Here is a 23,495-nt window from a genome sequence, read left to right as displayed (position 1 = left end):
GAGGTGTTTGTGATTGCATATAGTTGAAGCTGAAGTGTTAATAATCGGAGGTGGCATAGCCGGTTTAATAGCTGCTGAATATTTAAGTTTGAATAAGAATGTGATAGTTATCACAAAGTCTGATCTCAAGCATTCAAATTCATATTTGGCTCAAGGCGGAATCTCAGCTGTTATTGATAAGAACGATACATGGCAAGAACATTATATGGATACCCTTCAAGCCGGACATTTTCATAACGAACCGGAACTGACTGAGGTTCTTGTGAAAGAAGGAAGTAATGTTATAGATTCTCTTTCCTGTTGGGGAGTTCCGTTTGACCGTAATCTAAATGGACAATTTATGTTAGGAAAAGAAGGCGGCCATCATCGTAATCGAATTGTACACGCAGGCGGCGATCAGACAGGAAAGAAAGTCATGGAAGCCTTAATTCGTCGTGTTAATGACAAAGTGAGAATCGAAACAGGTCAATATGCAGTTGACTTACTGGCTGCAAACGGTATTTGTTATGGCGTTTATTGTAAAGATGATGATGGCAGCATCACGTTATACAAATCAACTCATACCATTTTAGCCGGAGGTGGATATGCAGGAATCTATTCTGCAACATCAAATGCATATGGATCTGACGGAAGTGCAGTATGTATGGCTTACCGTGCTGGTACTGAACTTGCAGACTTAGAATTTGTTCAATTCCATCCTACATTACTAAAAAACAAAAAAATAAGCGGTTTAATTACTGAAGCTGTAAGAGGTGAAGGTGGAATTCTTGTAAACTCAAACGGCTCTCCTATTATGGATGAGGTCCATCCATTGAAAGACCTTGCACCAAGAGATATTGTTTCAAGGAGAATATTTGATGAGATTCATAATCAAAGAGCGTCTGTTTTTTTGAACATAAAAGGTATTTCTAATTTCGAAAAAAAATTTCCCGGCGTAACCACATTGTGTGAAAATGCTGGAATATCTTTAGATGCCGGTTTAATTCCGGTGGCTCCAGGTGCCCATTTTACGATGGGAGGAATTAAGACTGACCTATTTGGGAGAACATCTCTGCGAGGTTTGTATGCTGTTGGAGAATGTGCAAACACAGGTGTTCATGGAGCGAACAGACTTGCGAGCAATTCTTTGCTGGAAGGTGCAGTTTTTGCTAAACAGACAGCTCAATGCATTCTTTCTGAAAAGCATGAAACGACATTCTCCTTTTCCTTGTCATTATTACAAGAATCCTATTCTGCTGGTTACTGGTTAAATGATGCACTGCTTGAAACAAACGATATCCAAGAAATAATGGATAAATATGCCGGAATTTGCAGGGATGAAGAGGGTTTGAAAAAGGCTAAAGATAAATTGCAGCTAAGGAATTTCAATCCTCCTCTCCTTGATCAGCCAATAGCGTTAATCAAAAGATTAAATATGCAGACAATGGCTTGGTTAACTGTAACAAGCTGCCTTAATCGTAAGGAGAGCAGAGGCAGTCATTATCGAAGAGATTTTCCCTTCGCACTAAAAGAGTGGGAACAAAAAAAGATAATAAGGAGTGTGCTGCGTGATGAATCACTTATTGCTAAAAAAGCAGCTGCAGGAATTCTTAATTGAAGACATTGGGACTGGTGACTTATCAGCAGCTCTTTTTGAAGATGAAACAGAGATCTCAGCTTCCATAATAGCAAAAGAGAGTGGGACATTCGCTGGGTATCAAATTCTGACCCTGGGATATGAATTAATTGATTCGAGTATAAAAACTAAGCTTTATGTAAAAGACGGTGATTACATCCAACGCGGTATGATATTGGCAGAAATCAGAGGCAGAAGAAAAAGTATCTTGACAGGTGAGAGAGTATTATTAAATTTACTGCAGCGGCTTTCTGGAATTGCAACTGTCACGGCCCAAGCAGTTTCACTTGCCAATGGAAGAACACGCATATGTGATACAAGAAAGACAACGCCAGGATTAAGGATGCTTGAAAAATATGCTGTGCGCTGCGGCGGCGGATATAATCATCGCTTTGGATTGTATGACACTGTAATGTTAAAAGATAATCACCTTGCAGGATTTTCCTCTATCCAAGAAGCGATAGAGACAGCTCGTGAAAAATTAGGTCATACAATAAAAATTGAAGTAGAAACCGAGACAGAAAAGCAAGTGTTAGAAGCTGTTTCAGCAGGTGCAGACATCATAATGTTCGATAATTGTACACCTGAAGAAATAACTCAAAGACTAAAACATGTGCCACAAGGAATTGTAACAGAAGCTTCGGGTGGTATTACTCTTGATGCGATAGATGCATACTCCCGGACTGGAGTTCAATATATATCTTTAGGTTTTCTCACACACTCAAACAAAGCGCTTGATATTAGCTTAAATGTTAAAGGAGCTGTAAAAGCATGACTATTCTTGAAACATTTATTAAGACTGCTGCTGCCATCCCTGCTCATTACTCCAAAATGACTTCTTCCGAAATGGAGATGAGGATTCGTGAAATTAAGGATCAATTAAAAGATAAGTTATTTTTACCTGCCCATCATTATCAAAAAGATGAAGTCGTTCAATTTGCTGATGTTACAGGTGATTCTCTGCAATTGGCCAAAATTTCTGCAGAAAATAGAAACGCCGATTATATTGTGTTTTGCGGTGTTCATTTTATGGCTGAAACAGCTGATATGTTAAGTCATCCTAATCAGACTGTCATACTTCCTGATTTAAAAGCTGGTTGTTCAATGGCTGATATGGCCGATATTCATCAAACGGAAAGAGCATGGATTGAATTAACTAAATTATTTGGAGATAGTATTCTTCCTTTAACTTATGTCAATTCAACGGCTGATATAAAAGCATTTTGCGGTAAAAATGGGGGAGCGACAGTTACTTCCTCAAATGCTAAATCCATGGTTCGATGGGCATTTCAACAAAAGAAAAGACTTCTCTTTTTACCTGATCAGCACTTGGGCAGAAATACAGCGTTTGATCTTGGTATTAAACTTCAAGACATGGCTGTTTGGGATCCCATCCAAAACAAATTAATTTTTGAAGCCTCTGATTTAGAAGATATAAAAGTGATTTTATGGAAAGGGCATTGTTCTGTGCATGAAAAGTTTACAGTCGAACAAATTCATGAATTTAGACAAAATCACTCAGATTTTCAAATCATTGTACATCCAGAATGTACTCACGAAGTTGTAAGAGCAAGTGACTACAATGGTTCCACTCATTTCATTATAGAAACTATTAAAAATGCGAGTCCTGGAACGAAATGGGCGGTGGGGACTGAGATGAATCTCGTTAACCGGCTGGCAGCACAATTCACTGATAAGGAAATTGTATCGCTTAATCCGAATCTTTGTCCGTGTCTAACGATGAATCGTATTGATCTAGCACATTTGCTATGGTCATTAGAAAATATCATTGAAGGAAATCCTCAAAATATTATTTCTGTAGATGAGGAAACGAAAAAGTATGCAATAATCGCTTTAAACCGCATGATGTAATGGAATTACCTCCTGTCATATCCTCCTTTTAACAGGCATAAAGTGATAAAGGAATAAATATTGTGACTTCAATAAGATGTAGCAATATGCCCAAATGTTCATATACTGTAAGGAAATTTGGCAGGAGGGAGTTTTGCAGCGTGAGAATTCACATTGTGCAAAAAGGGGACACACTTGACAAAATAGCTGAAAAATATGATGTTCCTGTGAATGAACTAAGAAAAGCAAATCCTGGTTTTTCTAGAACGGATGTAATCGAGCGGGGGGAAAAGATTAAGATCCCTATAAAAATGCCGGGAGTAAAGAAAGAAGCACCTATAAAGGAACAGCCTAAACCTGTGGCTCCTGTTCAAGAGGTACCAGTTGCACCTGTTCAGGAAAAACCAAAGCCTGCTCCGGTAAAACCAGCGCCAATGAAGCCGGCCCCAATAAAACCAGCACCGATGAAGCCAGCACCGATGAAGCCTGCACCGGCAAAGAAAGAAATGAAGCCGGCGCCAATGAAGCCAGCACCAATGAAACCTGCACCGGCAAAAAAAGAAATGAAGCCAGCACCGATGAAACCATCACCAAAGATGGAACATAAAGATGCTCCAATGAAAAAAGATACCTATACTGCTCCAATGAAAGCACCAATGGCGCCTTTGCATGATAAAGATTTTGCAGGAATGATGGAATCTTCAAACCTTGGTCATTATGTTCCAATGGGCTATCCTAATGCAGCAAACCAGCCTAATATGGCTAACCAGCCAAACATAGCCAATCAACCAAACATAGCGAATCAGCCAAACATAGCAAATCAGCCGAATGTTTCAGGGAAGCATGGTTTATATCCTTCCGGGAAAGACAACTATCAACCGAATAAACATCCATTTCTGATGGAAGAATCTTCAGGAATGATGCAAAATATGTATGGTTCAATGCCGCCGATGTTCCCTAAACCGCAAACATATTCACCTATTCCGCAAGGCTATGGAATGATGCCTCCGCAAGGATTCAGCGGAATGCCGCAACTGTATGGTGGCGGATACCCTCAGGGTGGTCAGCAAGGTACAGGAATGCAGCAGGGAGGAATGCCTTTTGGTGAATTTCCAGACTCCGATATGGATCTAATGCCAGCTGGTGAATATACCCCTGGGGGACAGCAAACCCAGCAAGGTATGCCGATGGGAATGCAGCAAATGGGTATGCCAGGCGGTGATATGTCACAAATGGGTCAAATGGGAATGCAGCCAATGGGTATGATGCCGGGAATGCCTCAAATGGACCAGATGGGTATGATGCAAGGTATGCCTCAAATGGGCCAGATGGGCATGATGCCAGGAATGCCTCAAATGGGTCAAATGGGTATGATGCCGGGAATGCCTCAGATGGGTCAAATGGGTATGATGCCGGGAATGCCTCAAACGGGTCAAATGGGTATGATGCCGGCAATGCCTCAGATGGGTCAGATGGGTATGATGCCAGGAATGCCTCAAACGGGTCAAATGGGATTGATGCCAGGAATGCCTCAAATGGGTCAGATGGGCATGATGCCGGGAATGCCTCAAATGGGTCAAATGGGCATGATGCCGCAGCAGAATGGCGGGTCGCCAATGGGTATGATGCCAAGTATGCCTCAATTGGGCCAGATGGGAATTCCTCAAAACGGTGGAATGCCGCAGATGGGCCAAATGGGTATGATGCCACAAGGCCAAGGTATGGATAATATGCTAAACCCTTATTCTCAAGCACAATACCGTGAATCTGAACAAGGTGATGCAGAGGAATCGGAAGAAAATGAATAGGGATAATAGAGACGGTTTCCATGGAGATCGTCTTTTTTTAAAAAAAATGAAAGAGGTCGGTTTCGACATTGTTGATTTTGGCTTTTTTCGTGAGAATGTAATATGGATAAATACATTAGAAGGGAAGTATGTTTTAAAAGGATTTCGCCGTGAAGAAACATGCAGAAAACAATTGAAGATCTCAAAATTGTATAAAGGCCAGAAACCTAGAATTATGGGTACGTATACCGTGTTCCCAAACGATAAACGGTATATAGAATTTGGAGAATACTTTTGGGCAATTATGCCATTTTATAAAGGTGATGGTCTTCATTTCGGTAATCAGAAAGACGTTATTGCTGGAATGGACGCTATAAGCAGATTTCATTCCTTTTCAAAAAATCTTCCGTCCGATGTATATAACAGTCTTTCATCTTATTCACTCTATAAAAAATGGAGTGAAAGATACGATGCTTTTAAATATCATGCAAAAAAAGCTCGATGGAGCAAAGAGATGCAGCCTTTGATAACAGATATCCTTATGTGGGGAAAATGGTGTCTGGAACATTTTGATCATTCTGCGGTTGAATCCCTTGAACAAAAAGCATATAAAAAAAGGGAAATCACACATGGTGATGTAGCGCCTCATAATTTTGTGCTGAATAAAGAAAAATCAAAAGAAGCATATCTAATCGACTTTGATCTTTTTGCAGCTGTGCCACAAGCCTATGACTGGCTTCAATATGCAAACAGGATACTTCCTTTTTGGTATTGGTCCTATTCAAAAATGGAAGAGATGGGCAATCAAGACTATTTGAAATGGTTTAATAAAAAGTGGTTCGTTATTTGTTTGGTCTTCCCCACTGATTTATATAGAGAGTGGAACCGTGCTCTGAAATCCGGAGATCAAGATATGATTGAAGGAGTAGAAAAGTTTACGCTCCGTGATTTTTCGCACAGAAAAAAATTCGTGGATAAAATTATAAAAAAGATAAATTGATTCTATCCTACATTTAACAGATTATTTCAAGCCTCCTCTTGCCACCCTAATAGGTGAAAGGAGGTTTTTCCATTGAAAACAATAGCGAAAACGCTCGCCTTTACAATCCTCGCTGGAGGTCTTGTGGGCTGTAACGGTGTAAATGAATCTCAGGACAGGAATGACAATGATGTTCGCCCAATTGGATATTATTCTAATGAGGGTGATAATCGCGGTGATCTTGACCGAGGCAGTGGATTCATTTCCGATATGGCAGATCGAGATACAAAAGATCATACCTCAACTTATCACGAGGATTATGATGGTGCCCTTGCTGAACGTATCGCCAATAAGGTGAATGACATTCGTGGTGTAGACGATGCTCACGTTATTCTTGAGGATAACAACGTCATTGTAGGAGTAGACACGAAGGAAAACAAAAAGGAAGAACTGACGAAAAAAGTCAGGGAAACCACAGCTAAGATGGCACCAGATCGTGACGTAAAAGTTGTTTCAGATCAAAAGATTGTTGACCGTATTGAAAATGTCGATAATGATCTGCGTGATGGCCGTGCCTACACGGAAGTTGAAACCGATGTACGCGGAATCATGGGAGACATCGTAGATGCAGGCAGCGACCTTGGAAATGCGATAAAACGTCCTTTCGAGAATAATCGTTAGAAATATTAAGGGAACAGTTCACTGTTCTCTTTTTTTGTTCATTGATAAGGAATTAAGGGGTGTGCTATGTTACAATAAGAAATAGAAACATACGCTCGGGTTTAAGAGTTTAAGGGGAGAAAAAGTTGATAGAAAGCATTACAGGAAATGTAGATTACATAACAGCGGAATACATTGTCATAAACAATAACGGTATCGGATATAAAATAATTTGTCCGAACCCATTTATATATAAAATGAATGAACAAAAAAGTGTTTACACTTATCATTATGTCAGAGAAGATGTACTTGCTTTATATGGATTTATTAATAGAAAAGAACGGGATCTGTTTTTAAAACTTTTAAATGTTTCGGGAATCGGTCCAAAAGGCGCTTTAGCTATTGTAGCATTTGGACAGCCAGAACAAGTTGTAAATGCTATTGAACATGAAGATGAAAAGTTTTTAACTAAGTTTCCGGGTGTTGGAAAAAAGACGGCTCGCCAAATGATATTAGATTTAAAAGGAAAACTGTCTATTTTTGCTGATGCTGATATAACAGAAGGTCTTTTTGCAGAGGTTGAGACTACCGGTGATGAACTCGATGAGGCAATAGAAGCTCTTACGGTTTTGGGATACGGAAGAAAAGAAATCCAAAAAGTTTTGCCGGAGCTAAAGAAAGAAAAAATGTCTGCGAATGAGTATGTAAAAGCAGCTTTAAAAAAGTTAATGAATGCATAAGGACGTGAGGATGGATGGAAGAGAGAATAGTTTCTTCAGAAGAACGCCAGGATGAAGCGGTCATGGAACTAAGTCTGCGTCCGGAGGCTCTGGATGAATACATCGGTCAAACATCAGTTAAGGATAACCTTAAGGTATTTATTAAAGCTGCAAGACTGAGGAATGAGCCGTTAGACCATGTGCTTCTTTATGGTCCTCCTGGCCTTGGAAAGACAACACTTGCTTCAATTATCGCGAATGAAATGGAAGTTAACCTGCGAACGACAAGCGGTCCCGCTATCGAGCGGCCAGGGGACCTTGCTGCCATACTGACATCCCTTGAACCAGGTGACGTGCTGTTTATCGATGAAATCCATAGGCTTTCACGTGCGATAGAAGAGATATTGTATTCTGCGATGGAAGACTTTTGTCTAGACATTGTTATTGGAAAAGGTGAAGTAGCCAGATCTGTTCGTTTGGATCTGCCCCCATTTACTCTTATCGGTGCAACTACAAGAGCTGGTTCATTATCTGCGCCACTTAGAGATCGATTTGGAGTGATGGCAAGACTGGAGTATTATAAACCAGATGAACTTTCTGAAATCGTGAGACGTACCGGTGATGTGTTTGGAATTAAAGTTGATGATCTCTCAGCTGAAGAAATAGCTAGAAGATCGAGAGGGACACCAAGGATTGCAAATAGACTTTTAAGAAGAGTGCGGGATTTTGTCCAAGTCGAGGGCAAAGATATGATTTCACTTCCAATTTGCCAAAAAGCACTGGAGCTGCTTCAGGTTGACCGTTTAGGTTTGGATCATATTGACCATAAATTATTACTAGGGATCATTCATACATACAAAGGTGGTCCTGTAGGTCTGGAAACCATATCGGCAACAATCGGTGAAGAATCCATGACGATTGAAGATGTATATGAACCATACCTTCTGCAGATTGGTTTTTTGCAGCGGACTCCTAGAGGGCGAATGGTTACTGGACAGGCCTATCAATATTTTGGACTGGAGGCGTCCACTGAATGAACCGGCTTTTTATTATTGCAGGAATTGTCCTGATTATTATAGGATTAATAGGTACGTTTATCGGGAAACTCCCTGGAGACATGGTGTGGAAAAAAGGAAACACGACCGTTTATTTTCCTATAATGACCTCTATTATCATTAGTTTTGTACTTTCCCTTATCTTTATGATTATTGGACGATTTAAATAGAAAGCAGGAATTATATCAATGAAAGTAAATGATTTTGATTTTCATCTGCCAGAAGAACTGATTGCTCAAACACCACTTGAGAATAGAACTTCATCAAGGCTGATGGTTTTAGATAAAGAAAACAAAAGTATAGAACATAAACATTTTTACGATTTGAAGAACCATTTAAAAAAGGGAGACTGCCTAGTATTAAATGATACACGTGTTCTTCCAGCCAGACTTTTTGGCCAAAAGACGGATACTGGAGCTAAAGTTGAAATTCTGCTTTTAAAAGAAGAAGGTCAGGATACTTGGGAAACGCTAGTTAAACCAGCTAAAAGGGTAAAACCAGGAACGGAAATCACGTTTGGTGATGGAAGGTTGCAAGCGGTTTGTGTAGGCGAAAGTGATCATGGAGGAAGGCATCTTAAATTTATCTATTCAGGGATTTTTTATGAGCTTTTAGATGATCTCGGCCAGATGCCGCTGCCTCCTTATATCAAGGAACAGCTTGAAGAAAAAGATCGTTATCAGACCGTGTATGCTGTTCATCAAGGTTCTGCTGCAGCTCCTACTGCAGGTTTGCATTTTACTGAAGAAATGATTGAAGAAATTAAAGCTTCTGGCGTTCATGTAACTTTTATTACGCTGCACGTAGGTCTTGGAACATTCAGGCCTGTAAGTGTTGAAGATATTCTTGAGCATGATATGCATGCAGAGTTTTATCAAATAACAAAAGGGACAGCTGAACTTTTAAATCATGTCCGTGAATCAGGTGGAAGAATTATAACGGTTGGGACTACAAGTACACGCACTTTAGAGACCGTTGCTAATAAATTTGATGGAAAGTTTGAAGAGGACTCTGGATGGACAGATATATTTATTTATCCAGGGTATGAATTTAAAGCTATTGATGGATTGATTACGAATTTCCACTTGCCCAAATCAACTTTAATCATGCTGGTAAGTGCATTTGCAAGTAAAGAGTTTGTTATGAAAGCATACAATGAAGCCGTTGAAGAAAAGTATCGTTTTTTCAGTTTCGGTGATGCGATGCTTATACTTTAAGGGGGATAATCTTTAGATGAAACCAGCTGTAACCTATGAATTAATAAAAACATGCAAACAGTCAGGTGCAAGACTTGGAAAAGTTCATACACCTCATGGCTCGTTTGAAACTCCTATCTTTATGCCTGTTGGCACGTTAGCTACTGTTAAAACAATGAGCCCCGAAGAGTTAAAAGAACTTGGTGCTGAAATTATCTTAAGCAATACGTATCATCTATGGCTAAGACCAGGTCATGATATCGTTAGGGAAGCCGGCGGACTGCATACTTTTATGAACTGGGACCGTCCGATTCTTACCGATTCTGGAGGCTTTCAAGTCTTTTCATTAAGTGATCTAAGAGAAATAAAAGAAGAAGGTGTTCATTTCAGAAACCACCTTAGCGGTGAAAAGCTTTTCCTGAGTCCTGAAGGGGCGATGGAAATTCAAAATGCTTTAGGTTCTGATATAATGATGGCTTTTGATGAATGTCCTCCTTATCCAGCTGAATATGAATATATGAAGGCTTCAGTAGAACGGACAAGCCGATGGGCAGAACGCTGTTTAAAAGGACATGCCCGCCCACAGGATCAAGCGTTATTCGGCATCGTTCAGGGCGGAGAATACGAAGAACTTCGAAAGCAGAGCGCTCGTGATCTTGTTTCTTTAGATTTTCCCGGGTATGCAGTTGGAGGGTTGTCTGTTGGGGAACCGAAAGATGTGATGAATCGTGTTTTGGATTTCACAACGCCGCACTTGCCTGAAAACAAGCCGCGCTATCTAATGGGTGTTGGATCTCCAGATTCATTAATCGACGGAGCTATTCGAGGAATAGACATGTTTGATTGTGTATTGCCAACACGTATTGCGAGAAATGGAACATGTATGACAAGTGAAGGAAGGCTTGTCGTGCGAAATGCAAAATATGCCCGTGACTTCCGTCCGATCGATGAAAATTGTGACTGTCATGTATGTCGTACTTATTCCAGAGCTTATATCCGTCACCTTGTGAAAGCAAACGAAACTTTTGGTTTTAGATTAACAAGTTACCATAATCTTTATTTTTTGGTAAACTTAATGAAGCAAGTCAGACAAGCGATCATGGAAGACAGACTTCTTGATTTTAGAAATGAATTTTTTGAAATGTATGGATTTAACAAACCGAATGCTCGTAATTTTTAACCAATAGAAAGGGGTGAAGAAGAATGGATGCAATTAAAAGTTTATTGCCGATTATTTTTATGTTTGCAATTTTTTATTTCCTGCTAATCCGTCCACAGCAAAAGAGACAAAAAGCTGTTAAAGATATGCAGTCTAATTTAAAAAAAGGCGACAAAGTTGTAACAATTGGCGGTTTACACGGAACATTAGAGAGTATTGATGATACAATCGCAGTTATTCGTTCAAATGATGGAGCAAAATTAACATTTGACCGTAACGCTATCCGTGAAGTGAAAGAAGAAGCTGCACTATAACAAAAAAGTAAGACCCGTCGATCGACGGGTCTTATTTATATGCTTGTTTATGGCTGCTTAAATTAACACCCATTATTCCACCGATCATCGCTAATACAAGGAACAGAGCATGATACATATATTGCGATGAGTTAAATGTGCTTTGATACCCTAAATACTGTATTAGAAAAACAAGAAATGAAAACAGAAGACTTGTTCCACCTCCGAGCAGCCAGCCTTTGCTTTGTCCCTTTTTCCCTGAAATAAATCCTCCGATAAATAAAGATAAAAAAGATAATCCAATTGTTACCCATTTTAAAGACGACTCTGTCAGGCCAGTAAATCGCAATAAAAGTGAAAGAACTAAGCTGCAAACCATAATCATAAGAAGAATTGCTGCCAAACCGCGTCCCATTGAAGAAAACATATGTTTCATCCCCATTTTGTCCTCCTTATCCTGCAAGCTTTCTATATACCTTATTCATCTCTAATTAGAAATAGAAGTACAAGCAATTGATTTTCCCTCTACTTTCCATAATTTCAATACTTGGCAAAACCTTCGTATCATGATTTTTCATATCTGTGCCACACTAACAAAGAAAATAATATGGAAGGAGGGGAATTTATGGAGTTATATACGATTATCTTCAGGACGCTTTTTATATATTTTTTAATTGTTGTCGTATTTCGTATGATGGGTAAAAGGGAAATCGGAAAATTATCAGTGATCGACTTTGTCGTATCCATTATGATAGCTGAGCTAGCCGTTATTTCAATTGAAGACCCGAAAATCCCAATGGTAAATTCCCTTGTATCCATATTTGTCTTACTGGGAATACAGCTTATCCTGGCAATTGTCTCTTTAAAAAGCAGAAAAATGAGAGAGCTGGTTGACGGGAAGCCTTCCGTCATTATTAAGGAAGGAAAAGTAGACGAACTAGAAATGCGAAAACAGCGATATAATTTTGATGACCTGCTAACGCAATTAAGGGAAAATAATATTAGAAGCCTGAATGAAGTTGAATTTGGCGTATTAGAAACGACAGGTAAATTGTCAGTTATAAAAAAGAATGAGGACACCGAAAGAAGTCCTCTGCAAATGATCCTTCCTCTTGTGCTGGACGGAAAAGTTCTGGAAGACAACTTGGAAAAAGTTGATAAAACAACGTTTTGGCTAAGGCAGGAATTAAAGAAAGCTGGATTTAAAGATATAAAAGGCATCTCTTTTTGTACGTTAAATGAGGATGGTTCCTTATACGTGGACGAAAAGAATGAAAAAAAATAAAACAGCCTATATTGGCTGTTTTAAACCCACCTTTTGATTATAGGTAAATGCTTAAGATCTTCCTTTCCTAAAAGTCTAAAGAAGATGAGTGTGAATAAATAAATTCCGCAAGTAGCTGTAACGCATATTGCGAGCCCTTGTACAGGAGTGAACTTCGGCATCATGAAGCGGTATAGATAGACTGCACCTGCTCCTGTAATAAATATTGAAAACAGAGAATAGGCAAAATCCTTAACCACAATCGTATAACTTATCGCTTTAATAACGGTAGCAAAATGAAGCAATGTTACTACAACAATGCTAATGACGATAGCAAGCGCAGCACCCATTATGCCGAATTCAGGACGGGTGGCAAGTGCAAAAATAGCTGCAAGCTTTACTAAAGCACCAATTAGGCTGTTAATCATAGCAGATCTGGCAAGGTCGAGTGCCTGAAGAACGGCTTGAAGAGGTCCTTGAAAATAAAGAAAAAAGAAAAAAGGCGTCATGATTTTTACATATGAAGCTGATGCCGGAGAATTGTACATTAAATCCATGATTGGCACCGCAAAAACATATAAGATAACAACAGCAATACCTCCAGAAAGCATAGACAATTTTAATGCCTGATTCAGTCTATGCTCGATAAGATGGTATTTTTTTTGTGCGTTTGCTTCACTGATAGCAGGGACTAAAGAAACAGACAGCGAATAGGTTATAAACGTTGGCAAAAATAATAAAGGGATAACGTAACCTGCAAGCTCACCATATTGCGCAGTTGCGACAGCAGTAGTAACACCTGCAATCGCTAGACTGTTAGCAACAACGATCGGTTCAAAAAAGTATGAGACCGATCCGATCAGTTGACTTCCTGTTGTAGGAAGTGCGATATTCAATAAATCCTTAAGTGTCTGATGACCTTGTTTTAATTGTTTGAAAAAACCTTTTCGGATTCGCATCTTCTTCTTAACCTTAAACATGGAAAACATGTATAGAAGAGAAGCTAGCTCACCAATGATGACGGATATCATGGCTCCAGCTGCAGCGAAATGTACACCGTATGGAAGGAATAATCCTGTAAGCAGTGCTACCAGTGCGATTCTTACTACTTGTTCAATTACCTGTGAGTAAGCGGATGGCCGCATATTTTGAAGACCCTGAAAATATCCTCGCAAAACGGATGAAACAGCAACAACAGGTACAACGGGCGCAATCGCAAGTAATGGCCATAAAGTTCGATCGTCTGTAAAAAAGTGATCAGCTAACAAAGGTGCAGCAATAAATAACCCTATCGTAATAACGAAACTTAAAACTCCTGTTATCGCTAAAGATACGATTAAAATTTTTCTTACCTTTGATCGATCTCCTGTTGCGTCGGCTTCAGCGACTAGCTTAGAGATAGCGATTGGAAGACCTAGGCGGGTCAGGGTAACAGCAAGCAAAAAAGTCGGGACTGCCATCATGTAGAGTCCGACACCTTCGTGTCCCATTACCCTGGCCATTACAATTCGGTTCACGAATCCGAGAATTCGCGTAATGAGCCCTGCTAAAATAAGCAATAATGTACCTTGTACGAGTGTTTGTTTAGTCATGTTAACCTGTCCTTTCTGGGACAATCTCATATCTAACTATATGCACGATGAGTGAACCGTCATGACAGCTTGTTTCATATTGAAAGGGGAGAGCGAATATGGAAAACATACATTTTACGGAATGGAAAGACGAAGTTCGGCCAGCAGTTAAAAGTAAAAAAGAGGAATTTCATTATATGGGGTATGAAAGTGTTACAGAGGAAGAAATATGGAATTGTGTATTGATCAGATTGAAAAAAAAGAAAGAAGAACCTCGTCTGCATATACTAGTAGATTATATTTTGTCACTTTCACTTAATGATTTTATGACTTGGCTGACGATCCAGTCTTATAAAGAGGATGTTAAAAAGTAAAAGGGGCTGTTCCAAAAGTAAGGTAAACTTACTTTTGGCAGCCCGATTTTTTATTTTTACAAAATAAAAAATATATAAAATCCTCGGATTCCAGTTATCTTATAAAGGTTTTGAGGTCAAATTATTTTCATTGAATAAACACTTTATCTCTCTAAAGATTGGTGCTTTTGAGGTATTTTTTTTTCTTTATTGACAAATTGATAGGAGTGCAAGGTGTGAGACTCCGGCGGGATCAGCGGGACAGGTGAGACTCCTAAGGGCGCATAGCGCAGAGGAGGCTCACCGCACGCCCCGCGGAAAGCGAGCATCCTGGAGCGAAAATCAACTACTTACAAGAGCAAAAGAGGCATGACCTAAAAAGTTATGCTTCTAGCCATCCATTTTTTGTTTTATTTATGAATATTCCCAGGACAAATTGACAGAAAAAAACAACAATCGCTATAATGGGAAGGGTTAGTATTCGTACTTATACATAGTGTTGTTTTTGATGCAGCATGAAGGAGGTTTCTTGAAGTGGTAAAACGGAGTAAGATTGTTATCTTTTTTGTGGTGCTTTTTATGTTTGCCGCACTTATAGGGCTTACAACAGAAAAGATTGTAAAGGGAACAAAGCTCGGACTGGACCTTCAAGGCGGGTTTGAAGTGCTTTATGAAGTAAAACCAGTCAAAAAAGGTCAAAAGGTTACAGAAGATACGTTAAAGAGTACTGTAGAAGCATTAAATAGCCGTATCAATGTCCTTGGAGTTTCAGAACCTGAAATTCAAATTGAGGGTGATAATCGGATTCGGGTCCAGCTGGCTGGTGTTTCTGATCAGAACAAAGCCCGTGAACTACTGTCTACACAAGCTGAATTAACATTTCGTGATGTGGATGATAAAGTGCTCCTCGATGGGTCCGATCTCAAAGGGAACGGAGCAAAGCAAACTTTTGAACCTAATAGCAATAAGCCAATCGTTTCCTTAAAGCTTAAAGATGCTGATAAATTTGCTCAAGTAACAGAAGAAATCTTAAAGCGACAGCCGCAAGGAGAAAACCGTTTAGTCATCTGGCTGGATTATGAAAAAGGCGATTCATTTAAAGAAGAAGTTAAAAAAGAGATGGCAGGAAAAGAGCCTAAATATATTTCTGCTCCTTATGTTAATGAAGTTCTGACTCAGGAAGACGTAACGATAACAGGTGACTTCTCAGTTGAAGAAGCGCAGAGTCTCGCTAAGATTCTAAATGCTGGTGCACTTCCTGTTAAACTTGATGAGATATATTCTACTTCAGTTGGTGCTAAATTTGGAGAAAAAGCCTTGGATGAAACAATCTTTGCAGGCTTTATCGGTATAGCTGTTATCTTCTTATTCATGCTGATCTTCTATCGTATACCAGGGATTATCGCAGTTTTAACTTTATCTATCTATATTTGGTTGATTCTGGCCATTTTCTATTTGATGAACGGCGTTTTAACATTGCCTGGCATCGCCGCCCTGATTTTAGGAGTAGGTATGGCTGTTGATGCAAACATCATCACATATGAGAGAATTAAGGAAGAATTAAAAAGCGGTAAATCTGTATTAAGTGCGTTTAAGGCTGGTAACCGCCGATCGTTCACAACGATTTTTGATGCAAACATTACAACGATCCTTGCCGCTGCTGTGCTATTTGCATACGGTACAAGCTCTGTAAAAGGATTTGCGTTAGTTTTAATTATTTCAGTACTGGCAAGTTTTATCACTGCTGTATTCGGAACAAGACTATTCCTAGGGTTATGGGTACAGTCCCGTTTAATGGATAAAAAGCCAGGTTTGTTCGGTGTAAAGGAGAGTGACATCCGTGAGCTTTAATTACGACTTTGTAAAAAACAGAAACCTTTACTTTATTATCTCGGCTCTCCTGACAGTTGTAGGAATCGTCTTCTTGTTAACAATAGGTCTGAAACTTGGTATTGATTTTGAAAGCGGATCGCGTGTAAACATTCAAGCAGATGAGACACTTACAAACGAAAGAGTAGAGGAAGAGTTTAAGTCATTGGGTATTGAACCCGAATCCGTTGTGCTTGCTGGAAAGAATGATCAAGCCAATGTTGCTTTTAAAGGCGTTTTATCAAAAGAAGAAATCGCAAAGTTGAATACACATTTTGAAGAAAAATACGGAGAGACACCAAGTGTCAGCACCGTTACGCCGACTGTCGGGCGTGAACTAGCTCAAAATGCGCTAATCGCTGTGTTGATTGCATCAGTAGGTATTATCATTTACGTTGCTTTCCGATTTGAATGGTCGATGGCATTTTCAGCGGTAACCGCATTGCTTCATGATGCTTTTATGATCATTGCAATTTTCAGTATGTTCCGGATTGAGGTGGATCTGCCTTTTATAGCCGCCGTACTTACAATTGTAGGTTATTCCATTAACGATACGATTGTAACGTTTGACCGTATCCGAGAGAACATGAGGCTGGAAAAAGTTAAAACACAAGAAAAGCTAGCTGAAATTGTAAATCGAAGTATTCATGAAACATTAGGTCGTTCAATAAACACTGTTCTAACAGTTGTTATTGCAGCCGTAGCATTATTGATATTCGGTGCAGATTCAATACGGAATTTCTCAATTGCACTATTGATCGGATTAACGTTTGGTGCTTATTCCTCAATTTTTATTGCTTCACAGCTCTGGTATGTGCTTAAGTCACGCCAGCTAAAAAATAAGAAAGTGCGCCCTGTTGAAGCAGAACCAGAAATCTAAATTAAATATCGATTCATAAATTGTCACCTCTTATCCTGTTTTGTATAATGAATAGGTTAAGAGGTGATTTTTATGCTGGAGCCAAGAACGAGGTGGAAGATTCAAGAAACTTCGGAAGAAAAGGCAAAATGGTTGTCGCAAGAAATGGATATTCCGCTATTGATTGCAAATCTATTAGCGATACGAGGAATAGATTCTATAGAGAAAGCTCAAGCTTTTTTGAAAATAGATACAAATCAATTTCATGATCCATTTTTATTAGATGGAATGAAAGAGAGTGTTGATCGGATACATAAAGCGGTTGAATCGAATGAAAAGATTCTTATTTTTGGTGACTATGATGCAGACGGTGTAAGCAGTACAACCGTTATGTATTATGCACTTAAAGAATTAGGTGCCGATTTCAACTATTATATTCCAAACCGGTTTACAGAAGGCTATGGTCCAAATGAGCCAGCGTTAAGAAAAGCAAAGGAAGACGGATATACACTTGTGGTTACAGTTGATACCGGAATTTCAGCTGTTCATGAAGCTGCAGTTGCAAAAGAGATTGGGCTTGATTTCATTATTACCGATCATCACGAGGCCCCCCCTGTATTGCCAGACGCTTATAGCATCATTAACCCTAAAAAGCCTGGTTGTACATATCCATTTTCTGGTCTTGCAGGTGTTGGTGTTGCGTTTAAAGTAGCTCATGCATTACATGGAAACCCTCCAATGCACTTGCTGGATTATGCATGTATAGGAACAATTGCAGATCTTGTTCCTTTGGTAGATGAAAATAGAATTATAGCTAAGCTCGGAATTGAAGCTTTATCAAAAACAGACAAAATAGGATTGCAGGAACTTTTAAAAGTTGCAGGGCTCTATGAAAAAGAATTAACAGCAGAAGATGTTGGATTTGCTGTTGGTCCTCGAGTGAATGCTGCAGGCAGGCTCGGATCAGCGATGCCTGTAGTTGAGTTGTTTACTTCAAATGATCGTGACCAATCAGCCATGCTTGCTGAAGAAATTGATTCTGTTAATAAAGAACGCCAGGCGATCGTAAATGAAATAACGAAAGAAGCGATTGCCATGGTAGAAGAGAGTTTTCCTCCTGAAGAGAATGAAGTGCTTGTTCTTGCGAAAGAGGGCTGGAATCCAGGGGTAATCGGGATCGTTGCATCAAGGCTTGTAGAGAAATTCTACCGCCCGACCATCGTGTTGTGTTTAGACCCGGAAAAAGGAACGGCAAAAGGGTCAGCACGAAGCATACAAGGCTTTGATATGTTTGAAAATCTTTCTGAGTCCCGCGACATCCTGCCTCACTTTGGAGGGCATCCGATGGCAGCAGGTATGACATTGGCTCTTGATGATGTTGGGGAACTAAGAGAGCGGTTAGTAAAGCAGGCGAAAGAAATTCTAAAACCAGAAGATTTCTTGCCAGTGACGATGATCGATCTAACAGCTTCTTTAGATGAGATTTCTTTAGATACCGTGGAAATGCTTAGTACGCTGGCTCCATTTGGTATCGGAAATCCTTCGCCGAGGGTGCTTATTGATCAAGTGCCGGTCCGCGAGATGAAAAAAATAGGGAGTCAGTCTAACCATCTAAAATTACAAGTCGGAAATGGCGAGATGTCTGTCCTGGATTGTATTGGATTTCAAAAAGGCCATTTACTTGATGAGATGACGCCTTACTCCATACTTTCACTTGTTGGCCAAATACAGTTGAACGAATGGAACGGATACAGAAAACCTCAAATGCTGCTGGAAGACCTTTCAGTTCCACATTTTCAGCTGTTTGATTATCGCGGTTTAAAAGATGCAGGAAAAAGGCTAAAGGATCTGCCAACAGCAAAAACACATTATATAACATTTAACGATAATACTTTGACAGAGCTGGGATTGGAGAGCTTGTCTTCGCAAACAATAAATGGAAAAGAATTAGCAGGACTCCCAAATAACAGTTTTCAAAATAAGTATATTGTCCTTTTAGATGTTCCTTACTCACTTGCAAAGTTTGCTGAAATACTTGAAACAAAAGGTGAACCGGCCAGGATCTATGCTGTTTTTCACCAAAACGCAGATCACTTTTTTACAACACTGCCGACACGAGAGCATTTTAAATGGTACTACGGTTTCTTGGCTAAAAGAAAAAAATTCGATGTTCAGAAAGATGGAACAGAACTGGCAAGATGGAAAGGCTGGTCTAAAGAAACAATAGAATTTATGTCACAGGTGTTTTTTGAGCTGGATTTTGTTACAATAGACGATGGTGTAATTACAATAAATAGTGAACCAGGAAAAAGAGAACTTGATAGCTCTGAAACTTATCAGAATAAGTTTGAACAGGCAGATATAGAAAATCAGCTCGTTTATTCTTCCTATCATTCATTAAAAAGCTGGTTTACAGAGCAAGCTCGTCCAAAAGCGAGTTTGTAATTTTCAGGAGGCAAAGATTCATGGATTATAAGCCGTATATTTCAGTAGTAAATGATTTTCCTATCGAAGGTATTCGCTTCAAAGATATTACCTCTCTTATGTCAGATGGAGCTGTATATAAAAAAGCGATGGACGATATTGCAGAATATGCAAAAGAAAAAGATGTTGATGTTATTGTCGGACCTGAAGCACGAGGTTTTATTGTAGGCTGTCCGGTTGCATACACGCTTGGATTAGGATTTGTTCCAGTTCGTAAAGAAGGCAAGCTTCCCCGTGAAGTGATCAAAGTTGATTATGGTCTTGAGTATGGTAAGGATGTACTTACAATGCATAAAGATGCTATCAAGCCAGGACAAAAAGTTTTAATTACTGACGACTTGCTGGCAACTGGCGGAACGATCGAAGCAACGATCAAGCTTGTTGAAGAGCTTGGTGGAATTGTTGCAGGGATTGCATTTATGATTGAATTAACATATTTAGATGGCCGCAGCAAGCTTAATGGTTATGATATTTTCACATTAACCCAATACTAAGTTTAAAGAGAAAGAGCACTAGTTTTGTGCTCTTTTTTACATTCCTGTCACAAAAATTGCCCATTCATTCGACAAATTTCGTTTTTCACTTTACATGAGGGTTCAATTTAACGATAATAGAAGCAATATACAATGACAACGTAAGGTGATTCCATGACGATTGAGCAAGTGTTGCAAAAAGCGGAAAGCTATCTGTCAAAAGACGATATCGCTTTTATAACAAAGGCTTATGAATACGCAAAAAGTGCGCACGAAGGACAATTCCGTAAATCCGGAGAGCCGTATATCCACCATCCCGTTGAAGTAGCGGGTATTCTGGTGAACCTGCAAATGGATCCTGTAACAGTAGCAGCAGGTTTTCTTCATGATGTTGTTGAGGACACGTCCATCACATTAAAGGACATTTCTAATCAATTTAACGAAGAAGTGGCAATGCTGGTTGATGGTGTTACAAAACTTAAAAAGATTAAGTTTAAATCCAAAGAAGAGCAGCAAGCAGAGAACCATAGAAAAATGTTTGTTGCGATGGCGCAGGATATACGCTGTATTTTAATTAAGCTCGCTGACCGGCTTCATAACATGCGTACGCTAAAACATATGCCAAAAGAAAAACAGATACAAAAAGCGAACGAAACTTTGGAAATCTTCGCTCCGCTCGCTCATCGTCTCGGTATTTCGACGATTAAGTGGGAATTAGAAGATGTTTCTTTGAGATACCTAAATCCTCAGCAATATTATAGGATTGTTAATTTGATGCAGCAGAAACGGGCTGAGCGTGAAGAGTATGTTCAGCAAGTTATGGACGAGATGAAATCCAAGCTGAAGGAAGTCCAGATTACCGTTGATATTTCTGGAAGACCGAAGCATATATACAGCATTTATCGGAAGATGGCGAAGCAAGGTAAACAGTTTAATGAGATCTATGATCTTCTCGCTGTTCGGATTATCGTTCAAAATATTAAAGACTGCTATGCGGCACTAGGTATTATTCATACATGCTATAAGCCGATGCCTGGCCGTTTTAAAGACTATATAGCTATGCCTAAAGCAAATATGTATCAGTCACTGCATACTACTGTAATCGGACCAAAAGGCGATCCTCTGGAAGTCCAGATCCGTACTTCAGATATGCACCGTGTAGCAGAATACGGGATTGCTGCACACTGGGCTTATAAAGAGGGAGCTACAAAGGCTCCTGTCAGCTCTTTTGAAAATAAACTGACTTGGTTCCGTGAAATATTAGAATGGCAGAACGATGTTGTTGATGCGGAAGAGTTTATGGAATCGTTAAAAGTGGACCTATTCTCAGACATGGTCTTTGTTTTCACCCCTAAAGGGGATGTTTATGAACTGCCGTCTGGGTCTGTACCGATTGACTTTGCTTACCGCATTCATACCGAGATCGGAAACAGGTGTATTGGTGCCAAAGTAAACGGAAAGATGGTTACACTTGATTACCGCTTGAAAACCGGAGATATTATTGAGATCTTAACGAGCAAACATTCCTATGGTCCCAGCCAGGATTGGCTTAAGATTACGCAAAGTTCTCATGCAAAGAATAAGATCCGCCAATGGTTTAAACGTGAGAAAAGAGAGGAAAACGTAGCTAAAGGGAAAGAGCTTGTTGAAAAAGAAATCAAGAACCGCGGCTATGATTTAAAAGAAATTTTCACAACTGAAAATCTGCAATATGTAGCTCAAAAATATAACTTTGCAGGCGACGAAGATATGTATGCTGCTGTCGGATATAATGGCATTACCGCAGCACAAATCGCTACTCGCTTAACCGATAAAGTCCGACGTAAAAAAGAGCAGGATCCTGATAATTCCGAACTCCTGGATGCAATCAGGGATTCGGCAGATAAGCCTGAAGTAAAACGAAGAACGGACTCCGGCATCGTTGTAAAAGGCATCGATAACATGCTGATTCGTCTATCTAAATGCTGCAATCCAGTTCCTGGTGATGAAATTGTCGGTTATATCACAAAAGGGCGAGGCGTTTCTGTCCATCGTGAAGATTGTGTCAACGTCCACAATGAAGATGCACAAGTACGATTGCTACCTGTTGAATGGGAAGGCAATCTTGAGCAGCCGAAGAATTATAATGTTGACATTGAGATTAATGGATTTGACAGACGTGGTCTGCTTAATGAAGTCCTTCACGCTGTTGCCGAAACAAAGACAAACATTACGGCTGTAAGCGGGAAATCAGACCGAAATAAGATGGCCACAATCAGTATGTCTATTTCAATTCACAATGTTAGTCATTTGCAAAAAGTAGTTGAACGTATTAAGCGGATCCCAGACATTTATGCAGTAAGACGTATTATGCAATAGGTATAGGGAAGTGACCTCAATATGAAAATAGTGCTTCAGCGAGCCAAAAATGCAGCTGTTTCTGTAGATTCTGAAGTAAAAGGGCAAATAGACAGAGGCTTGATGCTTTTGGTAGGCGTCACACATGAAGATACAGAAAAAGACGCTGATTATTTAGCTGAAAAAATTATTAATTTACGTATCTTTGAAGATGAAAACGGCAAGATGAATCTATCATTAAAAGATACAGAAGGCAGTATCCTTTCGATTTCACAATTTACGTTATATGGGGATACGAAAAAGGGCAGAAGGCCGAATTTTATGGAGGCTGCTAAGCCGGACCATGCTAAACAAATTTATGATTATTTCAATGAAAAGATAAAGACATTAGGAGTCCATGTCCAAACGGGTGTTTTTGGTGCGATGATGGATGTTGAATTCACTAATGACGGTCCAGTGACATTAATCATTGATTCTAGAGTTTAAGAAAAAGAAATGAATGAAACCTTCGCCTTGATGGACAGACTAACCAAAAAAGGCGGAGGAGTTTTTTATGAGACAGAATCGCAAGGGCATTGAAGGAATATCACAATGGAAACAGGTAAGTTTTCATGATTTTATTTCTTTAGAAAAATCGGCAAACAACATGGAGCTTGCTGAAGAATTCGGGTTGGATCTTTATCAGGTCAATCAGCTAAAGAAAAAAATAAAACGAGAAAACTATTGACATAAAGCCCCTTTGAAAAGTATGATAGTCTACAATTCCAAAATGATAAAACTGATGACGAAGAAAAGTATCTTTACCCCACAGGGTTAGAGAGGAGATGCCTCGGCTGAAAGCATTTCTACCTGATGATAAAGTGAAAGACACTTCATAGGTTTTAATTCGAACGGTTAGTTTAAACCTCAGTAGAGTTACACGTGGGCAATCGTTACTTGCAAAATGAGGAAGCATTTTTTGCTTCGAAGCA

General features: G+C 39.5%; 21 protein-coding genes, 1 pseudogene and 1 other annotated feature (1 of these 23 only partly in view). Of the genes and pseudogenes, 20 read left to right on the top strand and 2 right to left on the bottom strand.

Going from position 1 to position 23,495, the window contains the following annotated elements:
- Positions 1–13 precede the first annotated feature (13 nt).
- The 12 genes from nadB (at position 14) to yajC (ending at position 11,335) form a co-directional block, all read left to right on the top strand.
- Positions 14–1,597 (top strand): L-aspartate oxidase, encoded by a 1,584-nt coding sequence (nadB, locus tag ACFQ4X_RS10575; RefSeq protein WP_379834985.1) that lies wholly within the window; start codon positions 14–16, stop codon positions 1,595–1,597.
- On the top strand, positions 1,551–2,390 hold the full coding sequence (gene nadC / locus ACFQ4X_RS10570) for a carboxylating nicotinate-nucleotide diphosphorylase (RefSeq protein ID WP_379837132.1): 840 nt from the start codon (positions 1,551–1,553) through the stop codon (positions 2,388–2,390). The genes nadB and nadC overlap by 47 nt, the downstream gene beginning before the upstream one ends.
- Entirely contained in the window at positions 2,387–3,487 is a 1,101-nt protein-coding gene (nadA, locus tag ACFQ4X_RS10565) for a quinolinate synthase NadA (protein WP_379834983.1), read from the top strand. The genes nadC and nadA overlap by 4 nt, the downstream gene beginning before the upstream one ends.
- A 140-nt stretch (positions 3,488–3,627) precedes the next feature.
- Entirely contained in the window at positions 3,628–5,274 is a 1,647-nt protein-coding gene (locus ACFQ4X_RS10560; RefSeq protein WP_379834981.1) for a LysM peptidoglycan-binding domain-containing protein, read from the top strand.
- On the top strand, positions 5,267–6,253 hold the full coding sequence (locus ACFQ4X_RS10555; protein ID WP_379834979.1) for a phosphotransferase: 987 nt from the start codon (positions 5,267–5,269) through the stop codon (positions 6,251–6,253). The genes ACFQ4X_RS10560 and ACFQ4X_RS10555 overlap by 8 nt, the downstream gene beginning before the upstream one ends.
- Positions 6,254–6,325: 72 nt before the next feature.
- On the top strand, positions 6,326–6,913 hold the full coding sequence (locus tag ACFQ4X_RS10550) for a YhcN/YlaJ family sporulation lipoprotein (RefSeq protein ID WP_379834977.1): 588 nt from the start codon (positions 6,326–6,328) through the stop codon (positions 6,911–6,913).
- Between the two features lie 125 nt (positions 6,914–7,038).
- On the top strand, positions 7,039–7,632 hold the full coding sequence (gene ruvA / locus ACFQ4X_RS10545; protein ID WP_379834975.1) for a Holliday junction branch migration protein RuvA: 594 nt from the start codon (positions 7,039–7,041) through the stop codon (positions 7,630–7,632).
- A gap of 14 nt (positions 7,633–7,646) precedes the next feature.
- Positions 7,647–8,648, top strand: coding sequence for a Holliday junction branch migration DNA helicase RuvB (gene ruvB / locus ACFQ4X_RS10540; RefSeq protein ID WP_379834973.1), 1,002 nt, complete (start codon positions 7,647–7,649; stop codon positions 8,646–8,648).
- Positions 8,645–8,836, top strand: coding sequence for a DUF2905 domain-containing protein (locus ACFQ4X_RS10535; RefSeq protein ID WP_379834971.1), 192 nt, complete (start codon positions 8,645–8,647; stop codon positions 8,834–8,836). Before ruvB ends, ACFQ4X_RS10535 begins: the two co-directional genes overlap by 4 nt.
- An 18-nt stretch (positions 8,837–8,854) precedes the next feature.
- Positions 8,855–9,883: a tRNA preQ1(34) S-adenosylmethionine ribosyltransferase-isomerase QueA gene (gene queA / locus ACFQ4X_RS10530; protein ID WP_379834969.1), complete on the top strand. Its 1,029-nt coding sequence runs from the start codon at positions 8,855–8,857 to the stop codon at positions 9,881–9,883.
- Between the two features lie 16 nt (positions 9,884–9,899).
- The gene (gene tgt / locus ACFQ4X_RS10525; protein WP_379834968.1) at positions 9,900–11,042 is read left to right on the top strand and encodes a tRNA guanosine(34) transglycosylase Tgt; all 1,143 of its coding nucleotides are present in this window, start codon (positions 9,900–9,902) and stop codon (positions 11,040–11,042) included.
- A gap of 23 nt (positions 11,043–11,065) precedes the next feature.
- Positions 11,066–11,335, top strand: coding sequence for a preprotein translocase subunit YajC (gene yajC, locus ACFQ4X_RS10520; protein WP_066291308.1), 270 nt, complete (start codon positions 11,066–11,068; stop codon positions 11,333–11,335).
- A 31-nt stretch (positions 11,336–11,366) separates the two neighbouring features.
- Here the strand turns inward: yajC and ACFQ4X_RS10515 are convergent, their stop codons facing one another.
- Positions 11,367–11,750 (bottom strand): TIGR04086 family membrane protein, encoded by a 384-nt coding sequence (locus ACFQ4X_RS10515; protein ID WP_379834966.1) that lies wholly within the window; start codon positions 11,748–11,750, stop codon positions 11,367–11,369.
- A gap of 189 nt (positions 11,751–11,939) precedes the next feature.
- On the opposite strand from ACFQ4X_RS10515, the gene ACFQ4X_RS10510 reads away from it, so the two are divergent.
- The gene (locus ACFQ4X_RS10510) at positions 11,940–12,599 is read left to right on the top strand and encodes a DUF421 domain-containing protein (protein ID WP_379834964.1); all 660 of its coding nucleotides are present in this window, start codon (positions 11,940–11,942) and stop codon (positions 12,597–12,599) included.
- Positions 12,600–12,619: 20 nt separating this feature from the next.
- Here ACFQ4X_RS10510 and spoVB read toward each other — a convergent pair whose 3' ends face one another.
- Positions 12,620–14,170, bottom strand: coding sequence for a stage V sporulation protein B (gene spoVB, locus ACFQ4X_RS10505; RefSeq protein ID WP_379834962.1), 1,551 nt, complete (start codon positions 14,168–14,170; stop codon positions 12,620–12,622).
- A 98-nt stretch (positions 14,171–14,268) separates the two neighbouring features.
- On the opposite strand from spoVB, the gene ACFQ4X_RS10500 reads away from it, so the two are divergent.
- From ACFQ4X_RS10500 to ACFQ4X_RS10470, 7 genes and pseudogenes are all read left to right on the top strand, one after another.
- Entirely contained in the window at positions 14,269–14,523 is a 255-nt protein-coding gene (locus ACFQ4X_RS10500; RefSeq protein ID WP_379834960.1) for a post-transcriptional regulator, read from the top strand.
- Positions 14,524–15,036: 513 nt separating this feature from the next.
- Positions 15,037–17,251 (top strand): annotated as a pseudogene (secDF, locus tag ACFQ4X_RS10495) (protein translocase subunit SecDF).
- A gap of 72 nt (positions 17,252–17,323) precedes the next feature.
- Complete coding sequence (gene recJ / locus ACFQ4X_RS10490; RefSeq protein ID WP_379834959.1) at positions 17,324–19,675, top strand: single-stranded-DNA-specific exonuclease RecJ; 2,352 nt, start codon at positions 17,324–17,326, stop codon at positions 19,673–19,675.
- A 20-nt stretch (positions 19,676–19,695) separates the two neighbouring features.
- The gene (locus tag ACFQ4X_RS10485; RefSeq protein ID WP_130294702.1) at positions 19,696–20,208 is read left to right on the top strand and encodes an adenine phosphoribosyltransferase; all 513 of its coding nucleotides are present in this window, start codon (positions 19,696–19,698) and stop codon (positions 20,206–20,208) included.
- A 153-nt stretch (positions 20,209–20,361) separates the two neighbouring features.
- The gene (locus ACFQ4X_RS10480; RefSeq protein WP_379834957.1) at positions 20,362–22,545 is read left to right on the top strand and encodes a RelA/SpoT family protein; all 2,184 of its coding nucleotides are present in this window, start codon (positions 20,362–20,364) and stop codon (positions 22,543–22,545) included.
- A 21-nt stretch (positions 22,546–22,566) separates the two neighbouring features.
- Positions 22,567–23,010: a D-aminoacyl-tRNA deacylase gene (gene dtd / locus ACFQ4X_RS10475; protein ID WP_379834955.1), complete on the top strand. Its 444-nt coding sequence runs from the start codon at positions 22,567–22,569 to the stop codon at positions 23,008–23,010.
- A gap of 67 nt (positions 23,011–23,077) precedes the next feature.
- Positions 23,078–23,251: a hypothetical protein gene (locus tag ACFQ4X_RS10470; protein ID WP_379834954.1), complete on the top strand. Its 174-nt coding sequence runs from the start codon at positions 23,078–23,080 to the stop codon at positions 23,249–23,251.
- Positions 23,252–23,296: 45 nt separating this feature from the next.
- Positions 23,297–23,495, top strand: a binding site (T-box leader); it runs 31 nt beyond the window's last position.

Origin of the sequence: Fictibacillus halophilus (assembly GCF_042680145.1) — a bacterium.
Lineage (GTDB): Bacteria > Bacillota > Bacilli > Bacillales > Fictibacillaceae > Fictibacillus > Fictibacillus halophilus_A.
The sequence above is the reverse complement of the archived record's forward strand: the minus strand, read 5'-3'. Positions and strand labels throughout refer to the sequence as shown.

Excerpts from the sequence above, each read along its gene's own strand:
- nadC (WP_379837132.1), top strand. The coding sequence starts at position 1,551 with ATGAATCACTTATTGCTAAAAAAGCAGCTGCAGGAATTCTTAATTGAA.
- nadA (WP_379834983.1), top strand. The coding sequence starts at position 2,387 with ATGACTATTCTTGAAACATTTATTAAGACTGCTGCTGCCATCCCTGCT.
- ACFQ4X_RS10555 (WP_379834979.1), top strand. The coding sequence starts at position 5,267 with ATGAATAGGGATAATAGAGACGGTTTCCATGGAGATCGTCTTTTTTTA.
- ruvB (WP_379834973.1), top strand. The coding sequence starts at position 7,647 with ATGGAAGAGAGAATAGTTTCTTCAGAAGAACGCCAGGATGAAGCGGTC.
- ACFQ4X_RS10535 (WP_379834971.1), top strand. The coding sequence starts at position 8,645 with ATGAACCGGCTTTTTATTATTGCAGGAATTGTCCTGATTATTATAGGA.
- queA (WP_379834969.1), top strand. The coding sequence starts at position 8,855 with ATGAAAGTAAATGATTTTGATTTTCATCTGCCAGAAGAACTGATTGCT.
- tgt (WP_379834968.1), top strand. The coding sequence starts at position 9,900 with ATGAAACCAGCTGTAACCTATGAATTAATAAAAACATGCAAACAGTCA.
- yajC (WP_066291308.1), top strand. The coding sequence starts at position 11,066 with ATGGATGCAATTAAAAGTTTATTGCCGATTATTTTTATGTTTGCAATT.
- ACFQ4X_RS10515 (WP_379834966.1), bottom strand. The coding sequence starts at position 11,750 with ATGAAACATATGTTTTCTTCAATGGGACGCGGTTTGGCAGCAATTCTT.
- ACFQ4X_RS10510 (WP_379834964.1), top strand. The coding sequence starts at position 11,940 with ATGGAGTTATATACGATTATCTTCAGGACGCTTTTTATATATTTTTTA.
- spoVB (WP_379834962.1), bottom strand. The coding sequence starts at position 14,170 with ATGACTAAACAAACACTCGTACAAGGTACATTATTGCTTATTTTAGCA.
- ACFQ4X_RS10500 (WP_379834960.1), top strand. The coding sequence starts at position 14,269 with ATGGAAAACATACATTTTACGGAATGGAAAGACGAAGTTCGGCCAGCA.
- recJ (WP_379834959.1), top strand. The coding sequence starts at position 17,324 with ATGCTGGAGCCAAGAACGAGGTGGAAGATTCAAGAAACTTCGGAAGAA.
- ACFQ4X_RS10485 (WP_130294702.1), top strand. The coding sequence starts at position 19,696 with ATGGATTATAAGCCGTATATTTCAGTAGTAAATGATTTTCCTATCGAA.
- ACFQ4X_RS10480 (WP_379834957.1), top strand. The coding sequence starts at position 20,362 with ATGACGATTGAGCAAGTGTTGCAAAAAGCGGAAAGCTATCTGTCAAAA.
- dtd (WP_379834955.1), top strand. The coding sequence starts at position 22,567 with ATGAAAATAGTGCTTCAGCGAGCCAAAAATGCAGCTGTTTCTGTAGAT.
- ACFQ4X_RS10470 (WP_379834954.1), top strand. The coding sequence starts at position 23,078 with ATGAGACAGAATCGCAAGGGCATTGAAGGAATATCACAATGGAAACAG.